We start from the raw sequence: 24,177 nt of genomic DNA, 5'->3' as shown, positions 1-24,177 counted from the left end.
CATATCCTTAGCGCTGGGATGCGAAATAACCAGCGATCCGAGCCTGGATATCGTCAGCCACCGTTGCGGCGGCCCGTTGTTTTGCGTCGCGTTTCGCGCGGATATTGGCAAAACGCTGGCTGGAAAAGTCATAGGACGCCGTGGCAAATGAGCGGCCGGTTGTCAGCGTCTTCTGGGTCTCATAGTCGGACAGCACGAAGGTCGTGTTCATGGTCAGGGTGTAGGCAGAGGGAACATCCGCCAGTTCCTCGACACCGACTGCGGCCTGGCTGATGTCCATCAGTACCTTCAGACGATACAGCTTCCGCGGGCTGGCGGCGCCGCCCTCGAAGTTGAAGGTGAGCTCGTTGTAGAGCTCGCGTGCCGCGTCGTCGTCGCTGTGCTTGTCGGAGATCGGATCTATATCAATGGCGGCAAGCTCAGCCTGTACGGTGCTATCTGCCCCCGACGGAGTGTCGAGTGAGCCATAGAGCGGGCGGACCTGGCAGCCGGCGAGCAGTCCTGCAACAGCGAGGGCGGTCACAAGACCGGAGATCGCCTTGCGGCAGCGGACGTTCAGATCAAGCAACGACATTCACGATCCTTTGGGGCACCACGATAATCTTGCGCGGAGCGCGCCCCTCGAGGGCCCGCTGTACGAAATCAAGTTCCAGCGTAGCTGCTTCGACCGCCTCTTTGGAAGCGTCTCTTGCAACGATAATTTCACCGCGCTTTTTGCCGTTGATCTGGATTGGCAGAGTAACGGTGTCGTCGACGAGGAGGCTGTCCTCGACCGCGGGCCAGTTTGCTTCTGAAATGACGCCTTCGAGGCCTAGTCGCGTCCAGCATTCCTCGGCAAGGTGCGGCATCATCGGAGCCATCATCTGGGTCAGATACTCAGCCGCCTCGCGGACGGCATAAGCCGTATCGGGGGCTTCCAGACCATCATGAACGGCCTTGCCGATCTGATTGACGTATTCGTAGATTCGGGCCACAGCGCGGTTGAAGCCGAGGCCTTCCAGATCCTTGGAAACGGCTGCCAGCGTCTTATGGGTCGATCTGCGCAGATCCAGCGCCTTGCCGGAAATCTCGGGAGCATCTCCGCGTGGTGACGTGCTGTCAGCAATTTCCTGGATCAGGCGCCAGACACGCTGGACGAAACGCCATGACCCCTGAACACCTTCTTCCGTCCAAATGACATCGCGTTCGGGCGGGCTGTCGGACAACATGAACCAGCGAGCAGTGTCTGCCCCATAGGTTTCGATGATGTCGGTCGGGTCGACAGTGTTCTTTTTCGACTTCGACATCTTTTCGATCGAGCCGATCGTGACAGGTGCACCAGTGTCTGCGTGCGTTGCCGTGCGTTCGTTTTCGGCTCCCGCAATAACAATCTCAGCTGGGCTCAGCCACTTGCCGTCTTCGGACTTGTAGGTCTCGTGCGTGACCATGCCCTGTGTGAAGAGGCCCTTGAAGGGCTCCTTCAGATCGAGAGCTCCGACCTTCTGCATCGCGCGGGTGAAGAAGCGCGAATAGAGCAGGTGCAGGATCGCGTGCTCAATGCCGCCGATGTACTGATCGACGGGCAGCCAGTCATTGGCGGCTTTCGGATCGGTGGGCTGATCGCAGCGCGGCGCGGTAAAACGGGCGAAATACCAGGAACTGTCCACGAAGGTATCCATGGTATCCGTTTCGCGCAGGGCCGGCTTGCCGCAGCACGGGCAAGTGGTATTGCGCCAGGTCGGATGCCTGTCGAGGGGATTGCCAGGCTTGTCGAAATTGATGTCAGCTGGCAGTTCAACGGGCAGGTTTTCGTCCTTTTCCGGCACGACGCCGCAGTCATCGCAATGGATGACCGGGATCGGGCAGCCCCAGTAGCGCTGACGGGAAATGCCCCAGTCGCGCAGACGGTAATTGACCTGCCGTTCGCCCTGAGGCGCGCCGCTGATCATTGTCTCTTCAAGCGTCTTTGCGACAGTCTGCTTTGCGTCCGCGATGCTGAGGCCGTCTAGGAAATGAGAATTGAAAATCGTCCCGTCGTCCGTAAAGGCCTCATCGGCGATTTCGAAGGTTGCCGGATCAGCATCCTTCGGCAAAACGACCGGCGTTACCGGCAGACCGTATTTGCGCGCAAAGTCCAGATCGCGCTGGTCATGCGCCGGACATGCGAAGATTGCGCCCGTGCCGTAATCCATCAGGATGAAGTTGGCGACGTAGACTGGAAGCTCGATCGAGGCATCGAGGGGATGCTTTACTCGCAGGCCTGTGTCGATACCCTTTTTTTCTGCCGTCTCAATGGCTTCTGCAGAAGTACCCATGCGCCGGCATTCTTCGATGAAGGACTGCAGTTCCGGGTCGGTCTCTGCCAGCTTCAGGGAAATGGGATGGTCCGGGGACAGGCCCATGAAAGATGCGCCAAAGAGCGTATCCGGCCGCGTCGTAAAGATTTCCAGGACCTCGTCGCCTGTGGGCGCGGCCTCCAGAAGCTCAAAGCGTACGCGAAGGCCCTCAGACTTGCCGATCCAGTTCTTCTGCATCAGACGGACTTTGTCCGGCCAACGATCGAGACCGTCCAGGGCATCCAGCAGATCTTCCGAATAGTCGGAAATCTTGAAGAACCATTGAGTCAGCTCGCGTTGCTCGACCAAGGCGTCCGAGCGCCAGCCTCGTCCGTCGATGACCTGCTCGTTGGCGAGAACCGTCATGTCGACCGGATCCCAGTTGACCTTGGCGTTCTTGCGGTAGACGAGCCCGGCCTCGAGGAATTTCAGGAAAAGACGCTGCTGCTGTTCGTAATATTCAACGTCGCAGGTGGCAAACTCGCGGCTCCAGTCCAGCGAAAGGCCCATGATCTTGAGCTGTTCGCGCATGAAGGCGATGTTTTCGTAGGTCCAGTCCTTGGGATGGACGTTGTTCTGCATCGCGGCGTTTTCAGCCGGCATGCCAAAGGCGTCCCAGCCCATTGGATGAAGGACATTGAAGCCCTTCGCGCGCTTGTAGCGAGCGACCACGTCGCCCATGGCGTAGTTGCGCACATGGCCCATGTGGATACGGCCGGACGGATAGGGGAACATCTCCAGGACGTAGTATTTTTGCCGCTCATCTTCGTTGGAAGTGACGAAAACGTCCTTTTCAGTCCAGACCTTTTGCCAGCGTGCTTCTACTTCGCGGGCGTTGTACCGTTCCGTTGCCATTAAAATCGCCGTTTCATGATGCGCCGTCCGGCGGCGCTTATTTGTTGATGTGTTTGGCGGACTGTCACCAGAAATAGCGCGTGGGGTCAACATGATTGCAGGAAATTGTCCGCATTTTCGCGACAGTTGCGGCAATGCTTGCAATTTGCCCTGGCGCGACCTTATCAGAAGCTTACCGCAGGACAGTTTGGCAAAGGACAAGGGTGATCGATATGGCGGAAACGGCGACTGACCGGCTGAACCAGGTTCTCAGCGATATTCGTGCGGCTGAGGCCGACAATGGTCGCACAGAGGGGAGCGCAACCCTTGTCGCGGTTTCCAAGACATTCGATGCGGACGACATTCGACCGGTTCTTGCGGCGGGCCAAAGGGTTTTTGGCGAAAACCGCGTTCAGGAGGCGATGGGCAAATGGCCTGCGTTACGCGATGAGTTTCCTGGTGTAGAGCTGCATCTGATCGGCCCGCTTCAATCCAACAAAGCGAAAGAAGCGGTCGCCACCTTTGATGTCATTCATACGATTGACCGGGAGAAGATCGCAAAAGCCCTCAAGACAGAAATGGTGAAGCAGGACCGTGATCTACCTTGCTTCATTCAGGTCAATACGGGGGAAGAGTCCCAGAAAGCCGGCATTTCGCCTGCCGATCTTGATGCTTTTGTTGCCAAATGCCGGGATGATGTAGGGCTCAATGTGATCGGGCTGATGTGTATTCCCCCGGTGGAGGAAGCACCGGGACCCCATTTCGCCCTGCTTCAGAAAATGGCGGCGCGAAACAATCTCGCCCAATTGTCCATGGGAATGTCTTCCGACTATGAGATTGCCTTGGGCTTTGGTGCGACCCACGTCCGGGTGGGGTCGGCTATTTTTGGTCACAGAGACTATCCGGCTTGATTGTTTTCAAAGTTGCGAAACAAACGAATGCAATTTTGGGTCTTATTTTGGTCTCATACACTCGAATGTGACCGCGTCTTGACGCGGCAATGGCGGGACGCCGATCCGTGCCAAGACAAGATCACAAGACGTCCTTAGCTTCGCCATCCAAGCGGCATCTTGCCACGGCAGGTTTCCAATTGTTTCGACACGCCGGGTTCTCCGGGTGTCGGGACATAAATCCAACCTGTTAGTGGGAGTAACATCCATGTCTAAACGTCTTGCAGCAACAGTGGTTTTCGGCGCCTTGACGGCTTCGAGCGCAGCCTTTTCTCAAGGTGTAACCTTTGAAGCCGTTGACGGTGATCAGGATGGCTTTCTGACATTCTCCGAGATTTCGGCGGCAGTGCCGGCGGTTACGGAAGATGTCTTCAAGGCCGCGGATTCCAATCAGGACGCAGTTCTCAGTCCTGATGAGTTTACCGCTCTCGGCCTCTAGGCCCTGCGGTGACTTGAGGCGCTTGAGCGATCCGCTCTGATAAGCGTCAAAAACGAGCAAAAAGCCTTCGCCAGCCGGACGCGGTTGGCGAGGGCTTTGCTGTTCTCAGGCAGGTATTGGCTCAGTCGCCGGTCCAAAAATCGGGCGTCAGGATGACAAGCCCGGCGATAATCTCGAGCCGACCCAGGATCATTTGAATGGCCAAGAGCCATTTGACGCCATCGGGAAGGCTCTCAAACGTTCCAGATGGTCCGATGATTGACCCGACACCGGGGCCAACGTTGGCAAGGGCAGTGATTGATCCGCTGAAGGCGGTCAAAAGATCGAGCCCAAAACAGGTGTAAGCCAGACCGAACGCCGCGAATGTTCCAGCGTAGAGCACAGCGAACACCAGGACGCCTTCGATGACGGACGGATTGACCGGCTTGCCGTCATAGTGAGGCTGCAGAACCCTGTTCGGGTACATCATCCGGCGCAGCAGCACACGGATGAAGCTGAGCAGCAGGGCGACGCGGAACATTTTGAACCCGCCCGAGGTCGATCCGCTGCAGCCGCCCAGGAAGGTCAGGAGGAAGAAGATCGCGATGACCAGAGTGCCCCATTCCAGATAGTCACCTGCGGCGTAGCCGGTGGTGGTGATCACGGACACCACGTCAAAGACGGAAATCGTGAAAAGATGGAAAGGCGTGTCGTGCTGAAGCCAGCGCTGGCTGAGGAAAATCGTGAAACTGGCAATTGCGATGATCGCGCCAAAAAGCAGGATCTGCTGCCTGTCATCGGGATGTTTGGCCTCAAGACTGCGGATGAGGAACAAGAAGGGTATGCTTGAGCAGAGCATGAAGATGATGGCCACCCAATAGACGGATGTGCCTTCGAACTGGCCGAAGGAGCTGTCTGACGTCGAGTATCCTCCCGTCGAAACAGTGGTCATGGCGTGATTGATCGCCTGAAACACACTCATGCCGCAGATCAGATAAAGCAGCGTGCAGATAAGCGTCAGGCCGCCGTAAAGCGTTAGCAGACGGATCAGGAACGGCTCAATACGGCCATATGGTTTCGTTGTATTTTCAGAGGATTCCAATGCGAACAGGTGACTTCCCCCGACGCGCAACCCCGGCAACAGCCAGATTCCGACGACGATGATACCAATGCCGCCGATCCATTGCAGGAGGGAGCGCCACAGCAAAATGCCGGGTGGCAGATGATCGAGGCCGGACAAGATGGTCGAGCCCGTGGTCGTCAAACCTGATGCGGCCTCGAAAAAGGCGTCGGTAAAACTGATGCCCAGACCGCTACTATAAAGGGGAAGGGCGCCCGCCATACAAAAGGTCGCCCATGCCGCGTTGACGAACAGGAAGGTCTCACGACGGCGCAGCCCGGGCGCATGTCCGGCGAAGGCTGCCGTCGTCAGGGCTCCGACGCAACCAAGAACGAGAGCAGAGACGGAAAAGACGATCCAGTCCGGATTGTGAGCGACGAGATCGGCGCTGGCCGGAATGAGCATGAAAACGGCAATCAGGATCAAAAGCCTGCCGATGGGGAGCGCAACTGCGCGGTAGTTCATGTCTCGATGTCCCGTTATACATGGCGTGCCTAGGCCCGCGCATGATCTTGGACGTATTGATACGCGACGCTTATTGATCCAACCGCGCCGCAAAGCAAGTGCGAAGCCCCAACGCGCATGCATGGCTGTCCAGGACCGAAAGCACAGGCTTTTCCTTGACTCACGGGTGCAATTGGGCCATTACCCGCTCCAACTCCATATGAGTGACTACATTTCGAGCCGCCGACCGGGACCCGTAAAGGTGTAAAGAGATCCCGGAGGTTACCACCCGACAGCGCGATGCGCCCTCGGGTGTGTTTCTGCTTTGCGCGGTTCTTCGTGGTCCCCATATGGTCGGGAGATCATCCCGGAATTGCAACGGTAAGGACCCTTTTATGTTCGAAAGCCTGTCCGATCGACTGAGCGGTATATTCGACAAGCTGACCGGCCGCGGTGCGCTGTCGGAGAACGATGTCAACGAGGCGCTGCGTGAGATCCGCAGAGCGCTGATCGAGGCTGATGTCGCGCTGCCTGTCGTTCGTTCGTTTACGGACAAGGTGCGCAATCGTGCCGTTGGCGCTGAAGTCGTCAAATCGGTCACGCCGGGTCAGATGGTCGTCAAGATCGTCCATGACCAGCTGATCGAGATGCTCGGCGCGGAGAGCCAGGGTGTCGACCTAAATGCCGCGGCACCTGTCGCGATCATGATGGTGGGTCTCCAGGGCTCTGGTAAGACGACCACGACGGCGAAGATCGCACGCCGGCTGACCCAGCGCGACAAGCGCAAGGTCCTGATGGCATCGCTCGATACGCGCAGGCCCGCTGCTCAGGAGCAGCTTAAGGTTCTGGGTGAACAGAACGACGTCGACAGCCTGCCGATCATCGAAGGTCAGGGGCCGGTCGAAATTGCCAAGCGCGCGATGACCGCTGCAAAGCTTGGCGGCTATGACGTGGTCCTGCTCGATACCGCGGGCCGGATCCACATCGACGAGCCTTTGATGGCCGAGATGGCCGAGGTGAAGGCAGCTGCTGATCCGCACGAGATCATCCTGGTTGCCGATGCCCTGACCGGTCAGGATGCCGTCAATCTCGCCAAGAACTTTGACGAGCGCGTCGGCATTACCGGGATTGCGCTGACCCGTATGGACGGCGACGGCCGCGGTGGTGCGGCGCTGTCCATGCAGGCGGTCACAGGCAAACCGGTCAAACTGATCGGTACGGGTGAAAAGTCTGACGCGCTTGAAGACTTCCATCCCAAGCGGATTGCCGACCGGATCCTTGGCATGGGCGACATCGTTTCGCTCGTCGAAAAGGCAGCGGAAGCCATTGATGCGGAAAAAGCCGCTGAAATGGCGCGCAAGATGCAGAAGGGTCACTTCGACCTGAATGATCTCGCGGAGCAGCTCAAACAAATGGAAAAGCTCGGCGGCATGTCGGGCATGATGGGCATGCTTCCCGGCGTCGGCAAGATGAAGAAGCAGATCGAGGCTTCGAACATCGACGACAAGATGTTCAAGCGCCAGGTCGCCATCATCCAGTCCATGACGAAGCTTGAAAAGCGCAAGCCGGAGTTGCTCAAGGCCAGCCGCAAAAAGCGTATTGCTGCTGGCGCCGGTGTGGATGTTTCCGAGGTCAACAAGCTTCTGAAGATGCATCGCCAGATGGCGGACATGATGAAGAAGATGGGCAAGGGCAAAGGCATGCTCGGCAAGATGATGGGCGGCCTTACCGGTGGCATGGGCGGCATGCCGAATGTTGATCCCAAGCAGCTCGAGGAAATGGCCAAGTCCGGTCAGCTTCCCGGCGGCATGGAGCTGCCCAAGGGCCTCCCAGGTGGTATGGCGGGCGGTATGCCTCCGGGCATGCCCGGATTGCCGGGCCTGGGCGGTCCAAAAATGCCAGGTGGCCTGGGTGGTCTGCCGGGCATGGGGAAAGGCAAGAAAAAATGAGCGTGAGTGACGCGGAAAGCCAATTGGGCCAATCCTTGGCCATCAATGAGCTGAAATTGCTGAGATCATCGATCGATAACATCGATGCGTCGCTCGTTTACATGCTCGCCGAACGTTTCAAATGCACCCAGAAGGTGGGTGTCCTGAAAGCAACCAATGACCTGCCGCCGGCTGATCCGGCGCGGGAGAAGGTTCAGATCGAACGCCTGCGCCAGCTTGCGGTGGATGCAAATCTCGATCCTGATTTTGCCGAAACCTTCCTGAACTTCATCGTGAAGGAAGTCATTCGGCACCATGAAGCCATTGCCGCTGAAACTGGCAAATGAACAAACTGGAGAACTGAAAAATGGCTACGAAAATTCGCCTTGCACGTGGCGGTTCCAAGAAGCGCCCATACTACCGTATTGTTATTGCAGACGTTCGCGCACCGCGCGATGGCCGCTTCATCGAAAAGGTTGGTTCCTACAACCCGATGCTGCCGAAGGATTCCGAAGATCGCGTTCAGCTGAACGTAGAGCGCGTTCAGCACTGGATTGCTGCCGGCGCACAGCCGACCGATCGCGTTCATCGTTTCCTCGATGCTGCCGGTCTTTTGAAGCGCGAGGCGCGCAACAACCCGAAGAAGGCAGAGCTTGGTCAGAAGGCACAGGAACGCCTTGATGCCAAGAAGCAGGCTGAAGAAGAGGCAGCCGCTGCTGCTGCCGAAGCTGCGGCCGCCCCAGAGGGTGGTGAAGAAGCTGCTGCTGAATAAGATGCGATCTGGTCTGCGCCGGATGGCTGTGAGGATGGCACCACAATATGGGTGATGTCGACAAGGACATGGTCCTCATGGCCCGCATCGGCGCGGCCCATGGCATTCGCGGGGAAGTGCGGGTCAAAGCCTTTGGCGATGACCCGCTTTCCTTCACCGACTACGGACCTTTGGTCACGAAGGATGGCAAGCGGACTTTCGAAGTCTTGCGGGCGCGGGTGCAGAAAACAGTCGTTGTGACCCAGTTCGAGGGGATCAAGGACCGGAACCAGGCCGAAGAGCTGAATGGTCTGGAGCTTTATATCTCCAGGGACCAGCTGCCGGACCCGGAAGAAGACGAATTCTACTATTCAGACCTCACCGGTCTTTCCGTTCTTGATGCGAATGGAGAGATGCTCGGCAAGCTCGTGGCTGTACAGGATTTCGGCGCAGGAGATCTGCTGGAAATTCGGCCTGCACGCGGGAAGACCTTTTACGTGCCCTTTACCAAGGCATTCGTTCCGCGCATCGATCTTGAGGCTGGAGAGATCTCGGTGGATTTGCCTGCAGATTACTTCTCGGATGAGCGTCCGGAAGAAGAGTCTGATTGAAAGGGCTCAAGCCCCATGCCTTCGAGGTCAAGTTCGACAGGCTGGCTGCGAATGGCCTGTTTTTCCTCTGAACGGATGAGCGCAATTGCGGCGACGACCATTGCAACGCCAATTCCATTGGCGACAGCATCCGACAAGGATGCCTGGTGATGGGGGACGAAGGCCTGCACGGCTTCACCAACAAGCCCCATAGCGAACGCTACCACGGCGGAAATCCGCAACCTGCAACAAAACAGGGTGTGGATGGACAGGGTCAAAAGCGCATAAAATCCAACGTGTATGATCTTGTCGTAGGGATGTCCCACGCCGGTGTTGAAGACCAGCCCGACCATGATGCCGAAGATGATCAGCGAGGCGAGCGGCAGCAGACGGCTCAGCGATAGATCGAGATAGTGTTGGTCGACACGACTCTGAACGAAACCGGGCAATTTGAAACGCAGGATGGGCACAGCCGTAGACTCCAAAGACTTAGGTCTCAGCTAAGGCGTTGAAGATTAATCCAATGCTACCTGGGCGGGACATTCTGCAGGTATTGCGGGAAAATAAAATTTAAGGTTAACAATACCTTATCCCAGTGTGGCGAAAGAGACACCATGACATTCAAGGCAAGTATCCTGACGCTTTATCCTGAAATGTTTCCTGGTCCGCTGGGACATAGCCTGTCAGGACGGGCGTTGGAGAATGGGCTTTGGCAGCTGGAAGCCCGGCAGATACGCGATGTTGCGACCGACAAGCACCGATCCGTGGATGACACGCCTTCGGGCGGAGGCGCCGGAATGGTTCTGCGTGCGGATATTCTGGCGAAGGCGATCGATAGCGCAGCGCCAGCAGATGATCCGCGTCCACGGATCCTGATGAGTCCCCGCGGCCGGCCTCTTACCCAGCAGCGGGCTCACGAACTGGCTGAAGGGCCCGGTGCGATTATCGTATGCGGACGTTTTGAGGGGGTCGACCAGCGTGTGATCGATGCGCGTGATCTCGAAGAGATTTCTATCGGTGACTACATTCTCTCCGGCGGCGAAATCGGTGCCATCACGATGCTGGATGCTGTCGTCCGCTTGATACCCGGCGTCATGGGCAACATGGAAAGTGCAGCGACGGAGAGCTTTGAAACTGGTCTGCTAGAGCATCCGCAATATACAAGGCCGGCAGACTTCGAGGGCCATCGAATTCCCGAAGTCCTGACTTCGGGCAACCACAAGAAGATTGCTGAATGGCAACATGAGCAGGCCAAAGATCTGACCCGGGAACGCCGCCCGGACCTGTGGCAGCGCTATATCTCGACGGATTCAGACGATTAATCTTCGCTGTGGCTGATTTTTCCAGCCAAGAGCTTGATTGGATTCAGAATTCACATGACAAGCGCGCGATCTTGATGTATCACGCGCGGCGAATGGATCTGATGGGGATTTCCGTGTTGTTTTGCGTGGATGTTTTCGTGGCCAAGGCCAACATTGATCCTGGAGCATTGTCACATGGCCCGAAGACGGTGAATCCGTCCCGCTTTTTCAAGTTGGACGCTCTGACCGCTTTGCTAAATCAAAAGGGAAATATGCCATGAACATTATTGAACAGCTCAACGCCGAAGAAATGGCGAAGATCGAAGAAAAGCGCAAGCTGCCGGAATTTTCTCCTGGCGACACGATCAAGGTCAATGTTCGCGTTACGGAAGGTACACGTACCCGTACGCAGGCTTACGAAGGTGTTTGCATCTCCCGTTCGGGTGGCGGCATCAACGAGAGCTTCACCGTTCGCAAGATCTCTTATGGCGAAGGTGTGGAACGTGTGTTCCCGATCTATTCCCCGATGCTTGAAGGCGTCGAAGTGGTTCGCCGCGGTAAGGTTCGGCGTGCGAAGCTCTACTACCTGCGCGACCGTCGCGGTAAGTCTGCTCGTATCGTTGAAGCAACCAACGCTCGCGCGAAGCGCCTGAACGAAGCAACCCGCGCTGACGCGGCGGCTGCCAAGGCCGTCAAGGCTGCTGAGAAGCAGGCCGAGAAAGATGCAGCAGACGCAGCTGCTGAATAAGATTGGCGCTCTTTTGCGGAATTTGAAAAGGCGGTCCCTCGGGGCCGCCTTTTTTGCTTCAATGGCTATAGCCGCCAGATTTGCGGCGGTTTCAAGCTCACTTGACAAAAGCTCAAGTCAATCCGCTTGACCTCACGGCCCCCTATGAGTCATTGAATTGCGGGAGAATGGGGAGATGCATTTGACGCGGCATCTTTCAGGGACGGTCCAAACGCCAGCAGCTTGAGTGCTGCTTTGCGACGATAAAGAACAAGGACCGCCCAGGTTTCAGGAGAGAACCAATGACTAAAGCCAGGACGCTTTACGACAAGATCTGGGACGACCATCTGGTCGACATGCAGGACGATGGAACCGGCCTGCTCTATATTGACCGCCACCTCGTCCACGAAGTGACCAGCCCACAGGCTTTCGAAGGTCTGCGCATGACCGGCCGCAAGGTGCGTCAGCCACAGAAGACGCTGGCAGTTGTTGATCACAACGTGCCCACAACGGACCGCAGCCTGCCCAATCCCGATCCACAGAGCGTGACGCAGATCGCGGCTCTTGCGGACAATACCCGCGAGTTCGGCATCGAGTATTACGACGCTTACGACAAGCGCCAGGGCGTTGTGCATATCGTCGGGCCGGAACAGGGCTTTACCTTGCCGGGTATGACGATTGTCTGTGGTGACAGCCACACGTCGACGCATGGGGCGTTCGGTGCGCTGGCACATGGCATTGGCACGTCTGAAGTCGAGCACGTGCTGGCAACGCAGACGCTGATCCAGAAAAAAGCCAAGAACATGCTGATCCAGGTGAATGGCAAGCTTCCCGAGGGCGTGACCGCCAAGGATATCATCCTGGCGATCATCGGCGAGATCGGGACCGCGGGCGGCACCGGTTATGTTATGGAATATGCTGGCGAGGCGATCCAGTCGCTGTCTATGGAAGGTCGTATGACCATCTGTAACATGTCGATCGAAGGCGGTGCGCGCGCTGGCTTGATTGCTCCTGACGAGACGACCTTCGAATACATCAAGGGCCGTCCGAAGGCGCCTAAGGGCGAAGCCTGGGATATGGCTGTTGAATACTGGAAGAGCCTCCGTTCGGACGAAGGTGCCCACTTCGACAAGGTGGTGACGCTGGATGCAGCCAACTTGCCGCCGATTGTGACCTGGGGCTCATCACCTGAAGATGTCACCTCGGTTACGGGTGTCGTGCCCAATCCGGATGAGATTGAAGATGAAAACACCCGAAAGTCGAAGTGGCGTGCCTTGGAATACATGGGACTGGAGCCAGGTACCAAGATCACCGACATCCCGGTCGATCGTGTGTTCATCGGATCTTGCACCAATGGACGGATCGAGGATCTGCGCGCAGCTGCTGCGATGGTCGGTGATCGCAAGGTGAGCGATCACGTCAGTGCGATGGTTGTTCCAGGCTCTGGTCTCGTCAAGGAACAGGCAGAAGCTGAAGGCCTGGACAAGATCTTCAAGGATGCCGGCTTTGAGTGGCGTGAGCCGGGTTGTTCCATGTGCCTTGCCATGAATGCGGACAAGCTGAAGCCGGGTGAACGCTGTGCCTCGACGTCGAACCGGAACTTCGAAGGACGTCAGGGCTTCAAGGGCCGGACACATCTGGTTTCGCCAGCGATGGCGGCAGCGGCTGCGATCGAGGGTCATTTCGTCGACATTCGCGATTGGCCGACGTCGTGATTCGACCGGAATTTTGAAAAATCGACGGGCGCCCATGAGGCGCCCGTTTTTATTTGTTATCGGTTGCCCTTGCTGGAATTTCGACGCCTCAGGCGATAGCGACAAAAAATCAAAAGGTTAACCTTCGTTAACCGCGTGTTTTCGCTGCTTTTGAACAAGTGCCTGACAAGTTGATTGCAGGCTTCACAAGAGTGTCACCAGCGCTCTACAATACTCTCGTCTCATGAGGACTGATCCTGTTGTCTGAATGTCCGGATGGCAGGCCATTCGACAGGCATGAGGAGCGGAAGGTGACGATTGCGGTTACGTCGGGTGCCCATCCGGCATTGGTACTGAATGCCGATTACCGGCCCTTGAGTTATTATCCCTTATCCCTCTGGTCCTGGCAGGACACCGTAAAGGCTGTCTTTCTGGACCGGGTGAACATCGTTTCGGAATATGAAACCGCGGTTCGAAGTCCGAGCTTCGAATTTCGACTTCCGAGCGTCGTTTCCCTCAAGACATTCGTCAAACCCAGCAGATACCCCGCCTTTACCCGCTTCAATGTTTTTCTCCGCGACAGATTTCAGTGCCAATATTGCGGTACGAAGGATGAACTTACCTTCGATCACCTGATCCCCCGCTCCAAAGGCGGTTTGACCACCTGGGAGAATGTGATTACCGCCTGTTCGCCGTGCAATCTGAAGAAGGCCAACAAGTCCTGCGAACAGCTGAACATGTGGCCGATGCACATGCCCTTTCAGCCGACCATCCAGGACCTGCACAACAACGGTCGGGGCTTCCCACCCAACTACCTGCATGAGAGCTGGCTCGACTTCCTGTATTGGGACACAGAGCTGGAGCCTTAGGCTCCGTACAGAGATCACGCTTCCGCGAGACGCTGCCTATGTGTGCCAAGACGGGGATTTCTCCGGCTTTTCCGTTGGGCGTTAACGGTATCTCTCTGGTCAATTTTACTAAAATGAAAGCCCAATGATTTAAGGATCTTCCGGTAAGTGACCCGGAGACCTGATTATGTTGAAGGCTTTTTCCAGACGGATTGCCCGCAGCTCTCGAAAACTTGTCGATGATACGCGCGGCGCGATTCTGCCGATTTTTGCCATTATGAGCCTCGTCGTCATCGTTGTCGCTGGCGCCGGGATTGACTATGGACGCGCGATCAACGGCCGCGAAGTCATGGCAAATGCACTGGATGCAGCCGCGCTGGCGGTGGCTGCGGAACTATCCACCACCATCATGAGTGACGATGAGATCGAAGAAATGCTGGAGGAAGTCTTCGCGGCCAATTTGGACTCCCTCGGTCTTTCTGCCGCCGCCGTCAGCAACATGGATTTTACCGTCAACCCGGACGACGGCGTCGTGTCCGTATCGACGTCGATCTCGGTGCCGACCTATTTTATCGGGCTTGGAGGGATCGGTCCGGACTCAATAGACGTGGCCTCGTCGACAGAGGTGAATTATTCGAAGTTCGATGTTGAACTTGCGTTGATTCTCGATGCGACCGGATCGATGAGAAACGACATAGACTCTCTACAAGAAGCTGCACAGGAACTTTTGGATACGCTTATTCCTGATGGCACATCTGATTCAGACAGCAAGGTCCGGATCTCGATTGTACCCTATTCTCAAGGTGTTAATCTTGGGTCCTATGCTGATGATGTCACCGATGATGTCGCCGGATCTGGTAATTGTGTGACGGAGCGGCCGGGTGCAGAACGCTTCACGGATGCGATCTACAATTATGACGGTGAAGATTCCCTTTTCTTTAAAGGGGCTGGCGACGCCCTTGTCTATAACGGTAAAGACAGCACTCCCTGGGGAGAATCCTGTCCTGATGAAGAATTAATTCCTCTGACTTCCAACAGGGAAGTCTTGTCGGATGCAATTGATGCCCTAGCCGCGTCAGGTGGCACGGCAGGCCAAACAGGTATTTCGTGGGGGTGGTACACTCTTTCACCTAAGTGGGCTTCTCTTTGGCCTTCAGACAGCGCGCCAGCTGAATACAATGATGATGATGTTTTAAAATTTGCAATCGTTATGACAGACGGTGATTTTAACAATTATTTCGATGAAGTAGAGACTACAGTTACTGAAGAAGATTGTGATTGGGAGTGGGTTCAAAGAAAAAATGGTAAATATAAATGGAAATACGTATGCACAGAAACAGAAACAACCGAAGATGTCTGGACTGAAGATTATAATGAGGATTCTACGATTAGCGATGAATCTGCGGTTCGTGGTCTGGAATTTTGCGAGCAAATGGCGAGCAATAATATTGAGGTATTTACTATTTACTTTGAAACGACAGGATCTGATTTTGGAGAAGAATTGATGGAGCAATGTGCTTCTGAGGATAGTAATTTCTACTCAGCTGATTCTCAAGACGAGCTAATCAACGCCTTTGGCAACATCGCAAAGAAGATCCAGTCGATCTATCTGGCAAAGTAAGCATCAGTTTTTAGGTCATAAAAAAGGCGCGTCATTGGACGCGCCTTTTGTTTTTGCGCGGGCTGATGCGTCAGCCGCGGTTCTGGCGATTGTCGATCAGGTCATCAACGACAGCCGGATCGGCCAGTGTCGATGTATCGCCAAGATTGTCGAAGCTGTCTTCGGCGATCTTGCGCAGGATGCGGCGCATGATCTTTCCGGAACGGGTCTTCGGCAGGCCGGGCGAGAACTGGATCAGGTCCGGGGACGCGATCGGGCCGATTTCAGAGCGAACGTGCTTGACCAGTTCCTTTTTCAGTTCATCCGTCGGCTCTTCGCCTTCCATCAGCGTGACATAGGCATAGATGCCCTGCCCCTTGATGTCGTGCGGATAGCCCACCACGGCGGCCTCCGAGACCTTCTGGTGGGCGACAAGCGCGCTTTCGACCTCTGCCGTGCCCATACGGTGACCGGAGACATTGATCACGTCATCCACGCGGCCTGTGATCCAGTAATAACCGTCTTCATCGCGGCGGCAGCCGTCACCGGTGAAGTAGAGGCCCTTGTAGGTGGCGAAGTAGGTCTGAACGAACCGCTCGTGATCGCCATAGACCGAACGCATCTGACCGGGCCAGCTGTCGGTAATCACCAGGTTGCCCTCGGTCGCGCCGTCCAGGAACTGTCCTTCCGCATCCACGATTGCCGGCTGGACGCCGAAGAAGGGACGTGTTGCGGATCCGGGCTTCAGTGCTGTTGCGCCGGGAAGCGGCGTGATCAGGATCCCGCCGGTTTCTGTCTGCCACCAGGTGTCGACGATGGGGCAGCGTTTTTCACCAACCACATTGTAGTACCAGTTCCAGGCTTCCGGATTGATTGGCTCACCGACAGAGCCGAGTAGCCGCAAGGATTTGCGCGACGTGGCTGTGACATGCTCGTCGCCGGCGCCCATGAGCGCGCGGATGGCTGTTGGGGCCGTGTAGAAGATGTTGACGTTGTGCTTGTCGCAAACTTCCCAAAAACGGCCTGGCCCCGGATAGGTCGGCACGCCTTCAAACATCAGCGTTGTCGCGCCGTTGGCAAGCGGCCCATAGACGATGTAGCTGTGGCCGGTGACCCAGCCCACATCCGCTGTACACCAGTAGACGTCGCCATCATGATAGTCGAAGACATATTGATGGGTCATCGAGGCGTAGACGAGATAGCCGCCGGTCGTGTGCAGAACACCTTTGGGTTGTCCCGTCGAGCCAGAGGTGTAGAGAATAAACAGCGGATCTTCCGCGTTCATTTCCACCGGTGCGCAGTGATCGGAAACCCGGTCGGCTTCTTCATGATACCAGACGTCGCGACCGTCCTGCATGGTGATGTCGCCGCCGGTGCGCTTGACCACGATGACGCTGTCGACCGGCGCCTTCTCGATTGCCTTGTCGACGTTGGCTTTCAAGGGAACCTTACGTCCGCCGCGCAGGCCCTCGTCCGCGGTCACGACGCACTTGCTGTCACAGCCGTCGATGCGCTGGGCGAGACTGTCCGGTGAGAAACCGCCAAAGACGATGGAGTGAACTGCGCCGATGCGCGCACAGGCGAGCATCGCATAGGCCGCTTCGGGGATCATCGGAAGGTAGAGCGTGACGCGATCGCCTTTCTTGACACCCTGGGAATGCAGGACGTTGGCGAAGACATTCACTTCGTGATGAAGCTGCTTGTAGGTGATGACCTTGCTTTCGCTCGGATCGTCGCCTTCCCAAATGATCGCGGGCTGGTCGCCACGGGTCTCGAGATGCCGGTCAACACAGTTGGCCGACACGTTGAGTGTTCCATCCTCGAACCACTTGATGTCCACGTTGTGGTAGTCGTAGGAGGTGTTCTTCACCTTGGTGTAAGGCTTCATCCAGTCGACGCGCTTGCCATGCTCGCCCCAGAACCCTTCGGGGTCCTCGACCGACCGCTTGTACATCTCCAGGTACTTCGCATTGTCCACATGAGCCCGCTCCGCGACCTCAGCAGGCACGGGGAATACATTGTCCGACATGTGATAACCTCCCAGACATCACTAAAAGGGCGCATGCCCAAACGGCAGACCCGACTTTGTCGGCGACATTATGCGCATGCACCCACACAGCGTCCATACGCAAGGGTTGGTACTTTCGTAGGCGTCAACCTTGGTCGAAGAGGCCTAGCCAATCAGGCCTATGATGGTGCCCTGAAGCATCAAAACACCAAGCCAATGGCCGCAATCAATCAAGGTAAGCGACCAGGGCGCGCCCTGAAAGCGGTGATTGACGATCTGGCTGGTCAGGATGAAACCGGTCCAAACCATTCCCGCGGAGATAAGGCCGGTCTTCAGGTTCGTTCCGCCAACATGGTAGATCACGCCGGCCAGGACGAAGGCCATCAAGAGTTGACAGGCAAAGGCGATGGCCATGGTCACTGGCGCCGGCTTGGTCTGTTCAGGTGACAAGCTTGCGGCCTTCATCCATGCCTTGCCAAGCGCGCCATACCAGATTGCGCCAAACACAAATGAGCCTGCGGCGGCGGCCAGCACGGCCAAGATATTGATACCGTCGAACATCATGACCGGTCTCCCCTTTCGATCAATGAGTGATGACTTAAGTCAGATTTGGATTTTATTACAACTCGGCTGAACGGCGCGCGAAATTAATCTCATGATTCCGGCGGGTGCTTGAACGATGACCCTAGAGCCCGCCCTTTTCGACGATGAATTGCACGATCTCCTGAACCCCTGCCCCCGCTTTTGTATTTGCAAAAACAAAGGGCCGCGCTTTGCGCATTTTCTTCGCGTCGCGATCCATCACGGAGAGATCAGCACCGACATGGGGGGCCAGATCGGTCTTGTTGATGACCAGCAGATCCGAGCGGGTGATACCCGGGCCACCCTTGCGCGGGATTTCCTCGCCTGCGGCGACGTCGATCACATAGATGGTCAGATCAGCCAGTTCGGGCGAAAAGGTCGCTGCCAGATTGTCGCCGCCGGACTCAATCAGGATGAGATCGAGATCGGGAAAGGCCTGATTGAGGTCGGCCACGGCGGCCAGATTGATGGAGGCGTCTTCACGAATGGCCGTATGCGGGCAGCCACCGGTTTCCACACCGCGAATGCGATCGCTGGAAAGCGCCTGGGAGCGCATCAGGGCCTCGGCATCTTCGCTGGTGTAGATGTCATTGGTGATGACGGCGAGCGAATACTGATCGCGCATCGCCTTGCAAAGCCTGTCGGTCAAAGTGGTCTTGCCGGAGCCGACCGGGCCGCCAATTCCAACACGCAAAGCACCGTTTGAAGAACTCATGAGCGGAATAACCTCGAGTATTTTGTTTCATGGGCCATGGACGCAATGTCGGCCAAAAAGCTGCAGGTGCCGAGTTCATCCAGACCGGCATCGAGTGCCTCCCTTGTCACTTCAGCGATTGTTTCTTCCAGCGCTGCCAAAACCCGCTGACCGTCGCTTTGTCCAAGTGGAACCGCCCGGACCGCAGCTGAAATGATGTTCGCACTGAAGGCGTGGAGCAGTCCCGTTGCAGTGGCATCGGTGGGTAAGTTCCAGGCGGCGGCGGTCAGCCCGACAGCGACTGGATAGGGCCAGGACTTTGGTGTGTTCTGCGACGAAATATCAGTGAGATTTGCAAAAACACAAGCGGCCGGACTGTCGCCCTCTGGCGACCAGGCCTTCACAACCGCATCGATAAAGGCTGTGCCCTGTGCGCTGGTTTCGAGATGCCGCTCCCTGGAGGGCTGCAGGGCGAGGCCAAGATCGATCAGGTCGCGAACGGCTGCTGCATCTCCGCGCGCCGCTGCAAGCATCGTTTCCTTGGCAAGGATAATGTCGCTGCGGCCTGCACCAAAGCGCAAAATATCCTCCAGCCAGATCTTGAGGCTTCGGGCGTCCGTGACCTCTTCTTCCTCGATGACCTGTTCCAGACCGTGGCTATAGGTATAGGCACCAATCGGAAAGGCAGGAGAGAGGAAGGCGAGCAGGCGATAAAGCGCTGCGGAAGACACCGCATCAGTGGTCATGCGAGTGTCCATGATGGTGACTTTCGTGCCCGTGATCATGTCTGTGGGTCTGACCATGGCCATAGGCGCCACCTTCTGGATCAAACGGCGCGCGCAGAACTGTCAATTTGCCGCCAAGGCGGACAACAAGATCTTCGATGACATGGTCCCGGCGGATCCGCAGCGTTTGCTCCATCAACTGCGTCGGCAGATGCCGGTTGCCCAGATGCCATGCGATCTTGACCAGATGACCCATGTCCTCCGCCTCGATCTCGACGAGTTCTTCGGAGGCCCCGACAACTTCGACGATGCGCCCATCTTCCAACTGAAGACCATCGCCATGGTGCAAATGCACTGCATTGGGCTGGTCGAGCAGGAACGCGGTGCCGCCTGACCCGGTCAGCACGGCTCTACGCCGATGCCGGTCTTCCCTGTCCAGAGTGATCGTCTCTGCGGGCTCGCCTTCCCAGGTTCCTGCAGCAAGAATGTCAGCGACGCGGATCATGAAGCCTCTTTGAGTTTGGCAATCATTGCCTTGAACGCAGGCCGTTCACGCAAGCGCTTGAAATAGGCGGCGACAGGCCCTTCCTTGGGCAGGTCGAACTTTGCGACGACCGCCCAGCCGGAACAATGTCCGATGATGATGTCGGCAATGGTGAAGGTCTCACCCATGACATAGGGGCGGTCTCCCAGGCGGGTTTCCAGTGTCTTGAGTGCGTTGGAGAACTCTGCCTTGCAGACGGATTTGATGTCTGGGACACGCATGTCTTTGGGATGAATGAAAGAGTTCTTGGCAGCGGTCCAAAGCGCGCCTTCCAGCTCGTCAACGGCGAACTGGGTGAAGCTGTCCTGCCTCGCGCGGTCGATGGTGCCTGCCGGAAAGGTCACCTTGCCGTGTTTGTCGGCGAGATAAGTGCATATGGCGATCGAGTCTGTCAGCACCGCATCACCGTCGATCAACACGGGGATCTTGCCGGCCGGGTTGGCGGCGCGGACGGCATCAGACTGCGGATTGGCGGGATCATGGACATAGGCCTCGCCGAGTTCCTCCAAAAGCCAGAGCACCCGCAGCGCCCGCGACTGCAGTGTCCCGATTACCTTGTACATCTTGGTTCTTTCCACACTCGTCTGTTTCGGCATTTGGATCCTCGGGACTTCGCCCGAGGATGACGACAGATACTCTCAACACTATTGGAGAGGATTGTGCCGAACAAAATGATTGAAACGATCATGCGATCAAATCTCGTATTTAATTCCCGCCTCTCCATAGTCATCCTCGGGCGAAGTCCCGAGGATCCACTAGCCGTTCAGTTGCTCATAGAGATCATGCCATTCCGGGTTCATCGCGTTGATCAAATTGAGTTTCCAGTTGCGGTAGTATCGCTTGATGTTCTTTTCTCGCTGGATTGCCCGCCCTACGTCATCGTGGACTTCGTACCAGACAAGATGCTTGCAATCATATCTTCCAGTAAAGCCGGGCACCGCTTCTACCTTATGCTCATAAACCCTCCGGGCCAGATCTGTGGTGACGCCCGTGTAAAGCGTGCCATTTCGGCTCGACGCCATGATGTAGACAAACGCCGTCACCCCTCCGTTCTGTCAGGTTTTTAGAACAGGAAGTAGCGCTGGGACATGGGGAGCACTTCGGCGGGTTCGCAGGTGAGCAGTTCGCCATTGGCGCGGACCTCATAGGTCTCGGGATGAACCTCGATCTCAGGCGTTGCGTCGTTGAGCACCATGGATTTTTTCGAGATGCCGCCGCGAACGTTCTTGACCGGCAGGACAAGACTGTCGAGCCCGGCCTTGTCCTTGACGCCGTGATCGAAGGCAGCCTTGGAAACAAAGGTGACGCGGCTTTGGGTCATCGCCTTGCCGTAAGCGCCAAACATCGGACGGTAGTGGACCGGTTGCGGTGTCGGGATGGAGGCGTTGGGATCGCCCATGGGCGCGGCGGCAATGGTGCCGAGCTTCAGCACCATGTCCGGCTTGACGCCGAAGAACTTCGGATCCCACAGCACGAGATCGGCCAGTTTGCCGACTTCAACCGAGCCGATGTGCTCATCAAGACCATGGGCAATCGCCGGGTTGATGGTGATCTTGGACATGTAGCGTTTGACGCGATGGTTGTCGTTCTCACCGGTTTCTTCGCTCAGACGGCCACGTTGTGACTTCATTTTGTGGGCGGTCTGCATGGTGCGGATGATCACTTCGCCGACGCGGCCCATGGCCTGACTGTCTGAGGCGATGATCGAAAACGCACCCATGTCATGCAGAATGTCTTCTGCCGCAATGGTCTCGCGCCTGATCCGGCTTTCTGCGAATGCAACGTCTTCCGGAATGGAGGCATCCAGATGGTGACAGACCATCAGCATATCGAGGTGTTCATCGATGGTGTTGATCGTGTAGGGCCGGGTCGGATTGGTCGAAGACGGCAGGACGTTCAGCTCGCCGCAAACCTTGATGATATCCGGCGCGTGACCGCCGCCGGCCCCTTCCGTATGAAAGGCATGGATCGTGCGGTTCTTGAACGCTGCGGTGGTGTTTTCGACGAAACCGCTTTCGTTCAGCGTATCCGTATGGATCATCACCTGGATATCGTATTCGTCGGCGACCGAGAGGCATGTGTCGATGGCCGCCGGTGTTGTGCCCCAGTCCTCGTGCAGCTTGAGTGCGCAGGCACCAGCAAGGATCTGTTCCTCCAGGCCTGCCGGAAGTGAGGCGTTCCCCTTGCCGGCAAATGCCAGGTTCATGGGGAAGCTGTCCGCGGCCTGCAGCATGCGCGTGATATGCCAGGGGCCCGGTGTACAGGTGGTGGCGTTGGTGCCCGTTGCCGGACCCGTGCCACCGCCGAGCATGGTCGTGACGCCAGACATGAGGGCCTCTTCGATCTGCTGCGGGCAAATGAAGTGAATATGCACGTCGAGCGCACCCGCGGTCAGGATCTTGCCCTCCCCTGCGATGGCTTCCGTGCCCGGTCCGACGATGATGTCGACACCAGGCTGAACATCCGGGTTGCCTGCCTTGCCGATTGCGACGATGCGGCCGTCCTTCAGGCCCACGTCTGCCTTCACGATGCCCCAGTGATCGATAATCAGGGCATTGGTGATGACTGTATCGACAGCCCCCGCCGAGCGAGGATGCTGGGACTGACCCATGCCGTCGCGGATTACCTTGCCGCCGCCGAATTTTACTTCTTCGCCGTAGGTGGTGAAGTCCTTCTCGACTTCGACCACAAGGTCGGTGTCTGCGAGCCGAAGGCGATCGCCGGTGGTCGGTCCGAACATGTCCGCATAGGCGGCGCGGGGCATTTTATAAGGCATTTACGTCCTCCTGGTCGCGGCGAGAGCCTTGCGGCCCCGCGCGGATCTTCAGTTGCCGAGACCTTCGGCGAGTTCATTCAGTTCATCGGTGCGCTTGACGGTCAGTGTTGCCAGGCAGCCGTAAATCAGCATCGGTTCCATGGACCCGCCGCGGGCGAGGAAGCCATAGGCCTCGCAAGCCTTGTCGCGATATGGAATCCAGGAGCGCTGGGCGTCACGGAGTGCGTCGGCCCCGCCCTGCATGTTGTCAGGCAGATTGGCGTCGAGGCTGCGCATGGTCGCCATTGCGGTCTGGTAGGCGGCATTCAGGTCAGCGTCAGACTGTTTCCAGGCCTTTTCGGCGCAATAGGTCATTTCCATCTGGTTCAGCGGATAGCCGCAATCGATGTTGTCCTGCGCGCTGAGTCCATCCGTTGATGTCACGAGCGCCAGACCTGCCAGTGCAAGAAGCTGATTTTTCATGATGACGCCCTCCCCGGATCGCCGTCTGCCGCCTAGAGCGCGCCCATGACTTTCTGGTTGAAGCCATAAACGGCGCGATCGCCGCGATAGGACACAAGCGATACGGACCGGCTTTGACCGGGTTCGAAACGCACGGCGGTTCCCGCTGGAATGTCCAGACGCATGCCGCGCGCAGCTTCGCGGTCGAAGGAAAGGCCTTCGTTGGTTTCGGCGAAGTGATAATGGCTGCCGACTTGTATCGGACGGTCACCGGTGTTCGAAACTTCGATGGAAATGCCCTCAAGGCCAGCGTTCAATTCGATCTCGCCGTCTGCTGGGAAAAGTTCTCCGGGGATCATTTGCCACCTTCCTGGCCGCGGCGGGCCCAGGCGATGGCGCCGGCCAGAGACAGGCCGAGTGCGACGATGACCAGTGTTTCGATCGTGAATATGCCCGAGGCATCCGTGTGCGGGTGTGCATGTTGCAGGGCGCTTGGATGGGCCAGCGCAGAGCCTGCTGATGCGAGCAAGGTGGCCGTGGAGAGAGCAATCTTTTTCATGAAAATCTCCTTTGAAACACTAGCGGATCGGTTCGTGAACGGTGACGAGTTTGGTTCCGTCCGGAAAGGTGGCCTCAACCTGAACGTCATGGATCATCTCGGCGATGCCATCCATGACCTGGTCGCGTGTCAGAACCTTCGCACCGGTTTCCATGAGATCGGCAACCGAGCGTCCATCCCTTGCCCCTTCAACGACAAAATCGGTGATCAGAGCGATTGCTTCAGGATGGTTCAGCTTGACGCCGCGTTCCAGGCGTCGGCGGGCGACCATGGCGGCCGTGGCAATCAGCAACTTGTCTTTTTCACGTGGCGTGAGATTCAACGTAAC

General features: G+C 57.0%; 28 protein-coding genes. 12 read left to right on the top strand and 16 right to left on the bottom strand.

Annotated features, from left to right (window positions below):
* Positions 1-7 precede the first annotated feature (7 nt).
* Together lptE and leuS are read right to left on the bottom strand one after the other, a co-directional pair.
* A complete protein-coding gene (lptE, locus tag IG617_RS14875; RefSeq protein ID WP_192110032.1) occupies positions 8-574 on the bottom strand; it encodes an LPS assembly lipoprotein LptE in 567 nt (188 codons plus the stop codon).
* Positions 561-3,170: a leucine--tRNA ligase gene (leuS, locus tag IG617_RS14870; RefSeq protein WP_192110031.1), complete on the bottom strand. Its 2,610-nt coding sequence runs from the start codon at positions 3,168-3,170 to the stop codon at positions 561-563. Before leuS ends, lptE begins: the two co-directional genes overlap by 14 nt.
* 212 nt (positions 3,171-3,382) lie before the next feature.
* Here leuS and IG617_RS14865 point away from each other — a divergent pair, with 212 nt between their 5' ends.
* The gene (locus IG617_RS14865) at positions 3,383-4,060 is read left to right on the top strand and encodes a YggS family pyridoxal phosphate-dependent enzyme (RefSeq protein WP_192110030.1); all 678 of its coding nucleotides are present in this window, start codon (positions 3,383-3,385) and stop codon (positions 4,058-4,060) included.
* A gap of 247 nt (positions 4,061-4,307) precedes the next feature.
* Positions 4,308-4,538, top strand: a complete 231-nt coding sequence (locus IG617_RS14860) for a hypothetical protein (protein ID WP_192110029.1) — start codon at positions 4,308-4,310, stop codon at positions 4,536-4,538.
* A 121-nt stretch (positions 4,539-4,659) separates the two neighbouring features.
* On the opposite strand, the gene IG617_RS14855 is transcribed toward IG617_RS14860, so the two are convergent.
* A complete protein-coding gene (locus tag IG617_RS14855; RefSeq protein ID WP_192110028.1) occupies positions 4,660-6,102 on the bottom strand; it encodes a TrkH family potassium uptake protein in 1,443 nt (480 codons plus the stop codon).
* Positions 6,103-6,476: 374 nt separating this feature from the next.
* On the opposite strand from IG617_RS14855, the gene ffh reads away from it, so the two are divergent.
* From ffh to rimM, 4 genes are read left to right on the top strand one after another with little or no spacing between them, the layout of a single operon-like run.
* Positions 6,477-8,030 carry a signal recognition particle protein gene (ffh, locus tag IG617_RS14850; RefSeq protein WP_192110027.1) on the top strand — a complete coding sequence of 518 codons (1,554 nt, stop codon included), beginning with the start codon at positions 6,477-6,479 and terminating at the stop codon, positions 8,028-8,030.
* A complete protein-coding gene (locus tag IG617_RS14845; RefSeq protein WP_192110026.1) occupies positions 8,027-8,356 on the top strand; it encodes a chorismate mutase in 330 nt (109 codons plus the stop codon). Before ffh ends, IG617_RS14845 begins: the two co-directional genes overlap by 4 nt.
* Before the next feature lie 20 nt (positions 8,357-8,376).
* Positions 8,377-8,781, top strand: coding sequence for a 30S ribosomal protein S16 (rpsP, locus tag IG617_RS14840; protein ID WP_192110025.1), 405 nt, complete (start codon positions 8,377-8,379; stop codon positions 8,779-8,781).
* 47 nt (positions 8,782-8,828) lie between these two features.
* Positions 8,829-9,371, top strand: coding sequence for a ribosome maturation factor RimM (gene rimM / locus IG617_RS14835; protein WP_192110024.1), 543 nt, complete (start codon positions 8,829-8,831; stop codon positions 9,369-9,371).
* On the opposite strand, the gene IG617_RS14830 is transcribed toward rimM, so the two are convergent.
* Complete coding sequence (locus tag IG617_RS14830; RefSeq protein ID WP_209008499.1) at positions 9,332-9,820, bottom strand: VanZ family protein; 489 nt, start codon at positions 9,818-9,820, stop codon at positions 9,332-9,334. The two genes, rimM and IG617_RS14830, sit on opposite strands and share 40 nt — an antisense overlap.
* Positions 9,821-9,964: 144 nt before the next feature.
* On the opposite strand from IG617_RS14830, the gene trmD reads away from it, so the two are divergent.
* The 6 genes from trmD to IG617_RS14800 all read left to right on the top strand — a co-directional run bounded on the left by trmD (position 9,965) and on the right by IG617_RS14800 (position 15,541).
* The gene (gene trmD, locus IG617_RS14825; protein WP_192110022.1) at positions 9,965-10,672 is read left to right on the top strand and encodes a tRNA (guanosine(37)-N1)-methyltransferase TrmD; all 708 of its coding nucleotides are present in this window, start codon (positions 9,965-9,967) and stop codon (positions 10,670-10,672) included.
* A gap of 8 nt (positions 10,673-10,680) precedes the next feature.
* Positions 10,681-10,932: a hypothetical protein gene (locus IG617_RS14820; protein WP_192110021.1), complete on the top strand. Its 252-nt coding sequence runs from the start codon at positions 10,681-10,683 to the stop codon at positions 10,930-10,932.
* On the top strand, positions 10,929-11,399 hold the full coding sequence (rplS, locus tag IG617_RS14815; RefSeq protein WP_192110020.1) for a 50S ribosomal protein L19: 471 nt from the start codon (positions 10,929-10,931) through the stop codon (positions 11,397-11,399). Before IG617_RS14820 ends, rplS begins: the two co-directional genes overlap by 4 nt.
* Positions 11,400-11,680: 281 nt before the next feature.
* Positions 11,681-13,093, top strand: coding sequence for a 3-isopropylmalate dehydratase large subunit (gene leuC / locus IG617_RS14810; protein ID WP_192110019.1), 1,413 nt, complete (start codon positions 11,681-11,683; stop codon positions 13,091-13,093).
* A gap of 290 nt (positions 13,094-13,383) precedes the next feature.
* On the top strand, positions 13,384-13,941 hold the full coding sequence (locus IG617_RS14805; protein ID WP_153771613.1) for an HNH endonuclease: 558 nt from the start codon (positions 13,384-13,386) through the stop codon (positions 13,939-13,941).
* A gap of 166 nt (positions 13,942-14,107) precedes the next feature.
* Positions 14,108-15,541: a pilus assembly protein TadG-related protein gene (locus IG617_RS14800; RefSeq protein ID WP_192110018.1), complete on the top strand. Its 1,434-nt coding sequence runs from the start codon at positions 14,108-14,110 to the stop codon at positions 15,539-15,541.
* A 70-nt stretch (positions 15,542-15,611) separates the two neighbouring features.
* Here IG617_RS14800 and acs read toward each other — a convergent pair whose 3' ends face one another.
* From acs to IG617_RS14740, 12 genes are all read right to left on the bottom strand, one after another.
* Positions 15,612-17,549: an acetate--CoA ligase gene (acs, locus tag IG617_RS14795; RefSeq protein ID WP_192110017.1), complete on the bottom strand. Its 1,938-nt coding sequence runs from the start codon at positions 17,547-17,549 to the stop codon at positions 15,612-15,614.
* 144 nt (positions 17,550-17,693) lie between these two features.
* Entirely contained in the window at positions 17,694-18,092 is a 399-nt protein-coding gene (locus tag IG617_RS14790) for a DUF1761 domain-containing protein (RefSeq protein WP_192110016.1), read from the bottom strand.
* 121 nt (positions 18,093-18,213) lie between these two features.
* Complete coding sequence (gene ureG / locus IG617_RS14785) at positions 18,214-18,825, bottom strand: urease accessory protein UreG (protein ID WP_192110015.1); 612 nt, start codon at positions 18,823-18,825, stop codon at positions 18,214-18,216.
* Positions 18,822-19,550 (bottom strand): urease accessory protein UreF, encoded by a 729-nt coding sequence (locus IG617_RS14780; protein ID WP_209008497.1) that lies wholly within the window; start codon positions 19,548-19,550, stop codon positions 18,822-18,824. Before IG617_RS14780 ends, ureG begins: the two co-directional genes overlap by 4 nt.
* Positions 19,540-20,034, bottom strand: a complete 495-nt coding sequence (locus IG617_RS14775; protein WP_192110014.1) for an urease accessory protein UreE — start codon at positions 20,032-20,034, stop codon at positions 19,540-19,542. The genes IG617_RS14780 and IG617_RS14775 overlap by 11 nt, the downstream gene beginning before the upstream one ends.
* The gene (locus IG617_RS14770) at positions 20,031-20,636 is read right to left on the bottom strand and encodes a glutathione S-transferase family protein (RefSeq protein WP_192110013.1); all 606 of its coding nucleotides are present in this window, start codon (positions 20,634-20,636) and stop codon (positions 20,031-20,033) included. Before IG617_RS14770 ends, IG617_RS14775 begins: the two co-directional genes overlap by 4 nt.
* A 192-nt stretch (positions 20,637-20,828) precedes the next feature.
* Entirely contained in the window at positions 20,829-21,116 is a 288-nt protein-coding gene (locus IG617_RS14765) for a GIY-YIG nuclease family protein (RefSeq protein WP_192110012.1), read from the bottom strand.
* 20 nt (positions 21,117-21,136) lie between these two features.
* Positions 21,137-22,849 carry an urease subunit alpha gene (ureC, locus tag IG617_RS14760; protein ID WP_192110011.1) on the bottom strand — a complete coding sequence of 571 codons (1,713 nt, stop codon included), beginning with the start codon at positions 22,847-22,849 and terminating at the stop codon, positions 21,137-21,139.
* 48 nt (positions 22,850-22,897) lie between these two features.
* Positions 22,898-23,311, bottom strand: a complete 414-nt coding sequence (locus IG617_RS14755) for a lysozyme inhibitor LprI family protein (protein WP_192110010.1) — start codon at positions 23,309-23,311, stop codon at positions 22,898-22,900.
* A 32-nt stretch (positions 23,312-23,343) separates the two neighbouring features.
* Positions 23,344-23,649, bottom strand: a complete 306-nt coding sequence (locus tag IG617_RS14750) for an urease subunit beta (protein ID WP_192110009.1) — start codon at positions 23,647-23,649, stop codon at positions 23,344-23,346.
* Positions 23,646-23,849: a hypothetical protein gene (locus IG617_RS14745; RefSeq protein ID WP_192110008.1), complete on the bottom strand. Its 204-nt coding sequence runs from the start codon at positions 23,847-23,849 to the stop codon at positions 23,646-23,648. The genes IG617_RS14750 and IG617_RS14745 overlap by 4 nt, the downstream gene beginning before the upstream one ends.
* 19 nt (positions 23,850-23,868) lie before the next feature.
* Positions 23,869-24,171: an urease subunit gamma gene (locus tag IG617_RS14740; RefSeq protein WP_153771603.1), complete on the bottom strand. Its 303-nt coding sequence runs from the start codon at positions 24,169-24,171 to the stop codon at positions 23,869-23,871.
* Between the last annotated feature and the right edge of the window lie 6 nt (positions 24,172-24,177).

This window comes from Roseibium polysiphoniae (assembly GCF_014842925.1).
Classification (GTDB): domain Bacteria; phylum Pseudomonadota; class Alphaproteobacteria; order Rhizobiales; family Stappiaceae; genus Roseibium; species Roseibium polysiphoniae.
The sequence above is the reverse complement of the archived record's forward strand: the minus strand, read 5'-3'. Positions and strand labels throughout refer to the sequence as shown.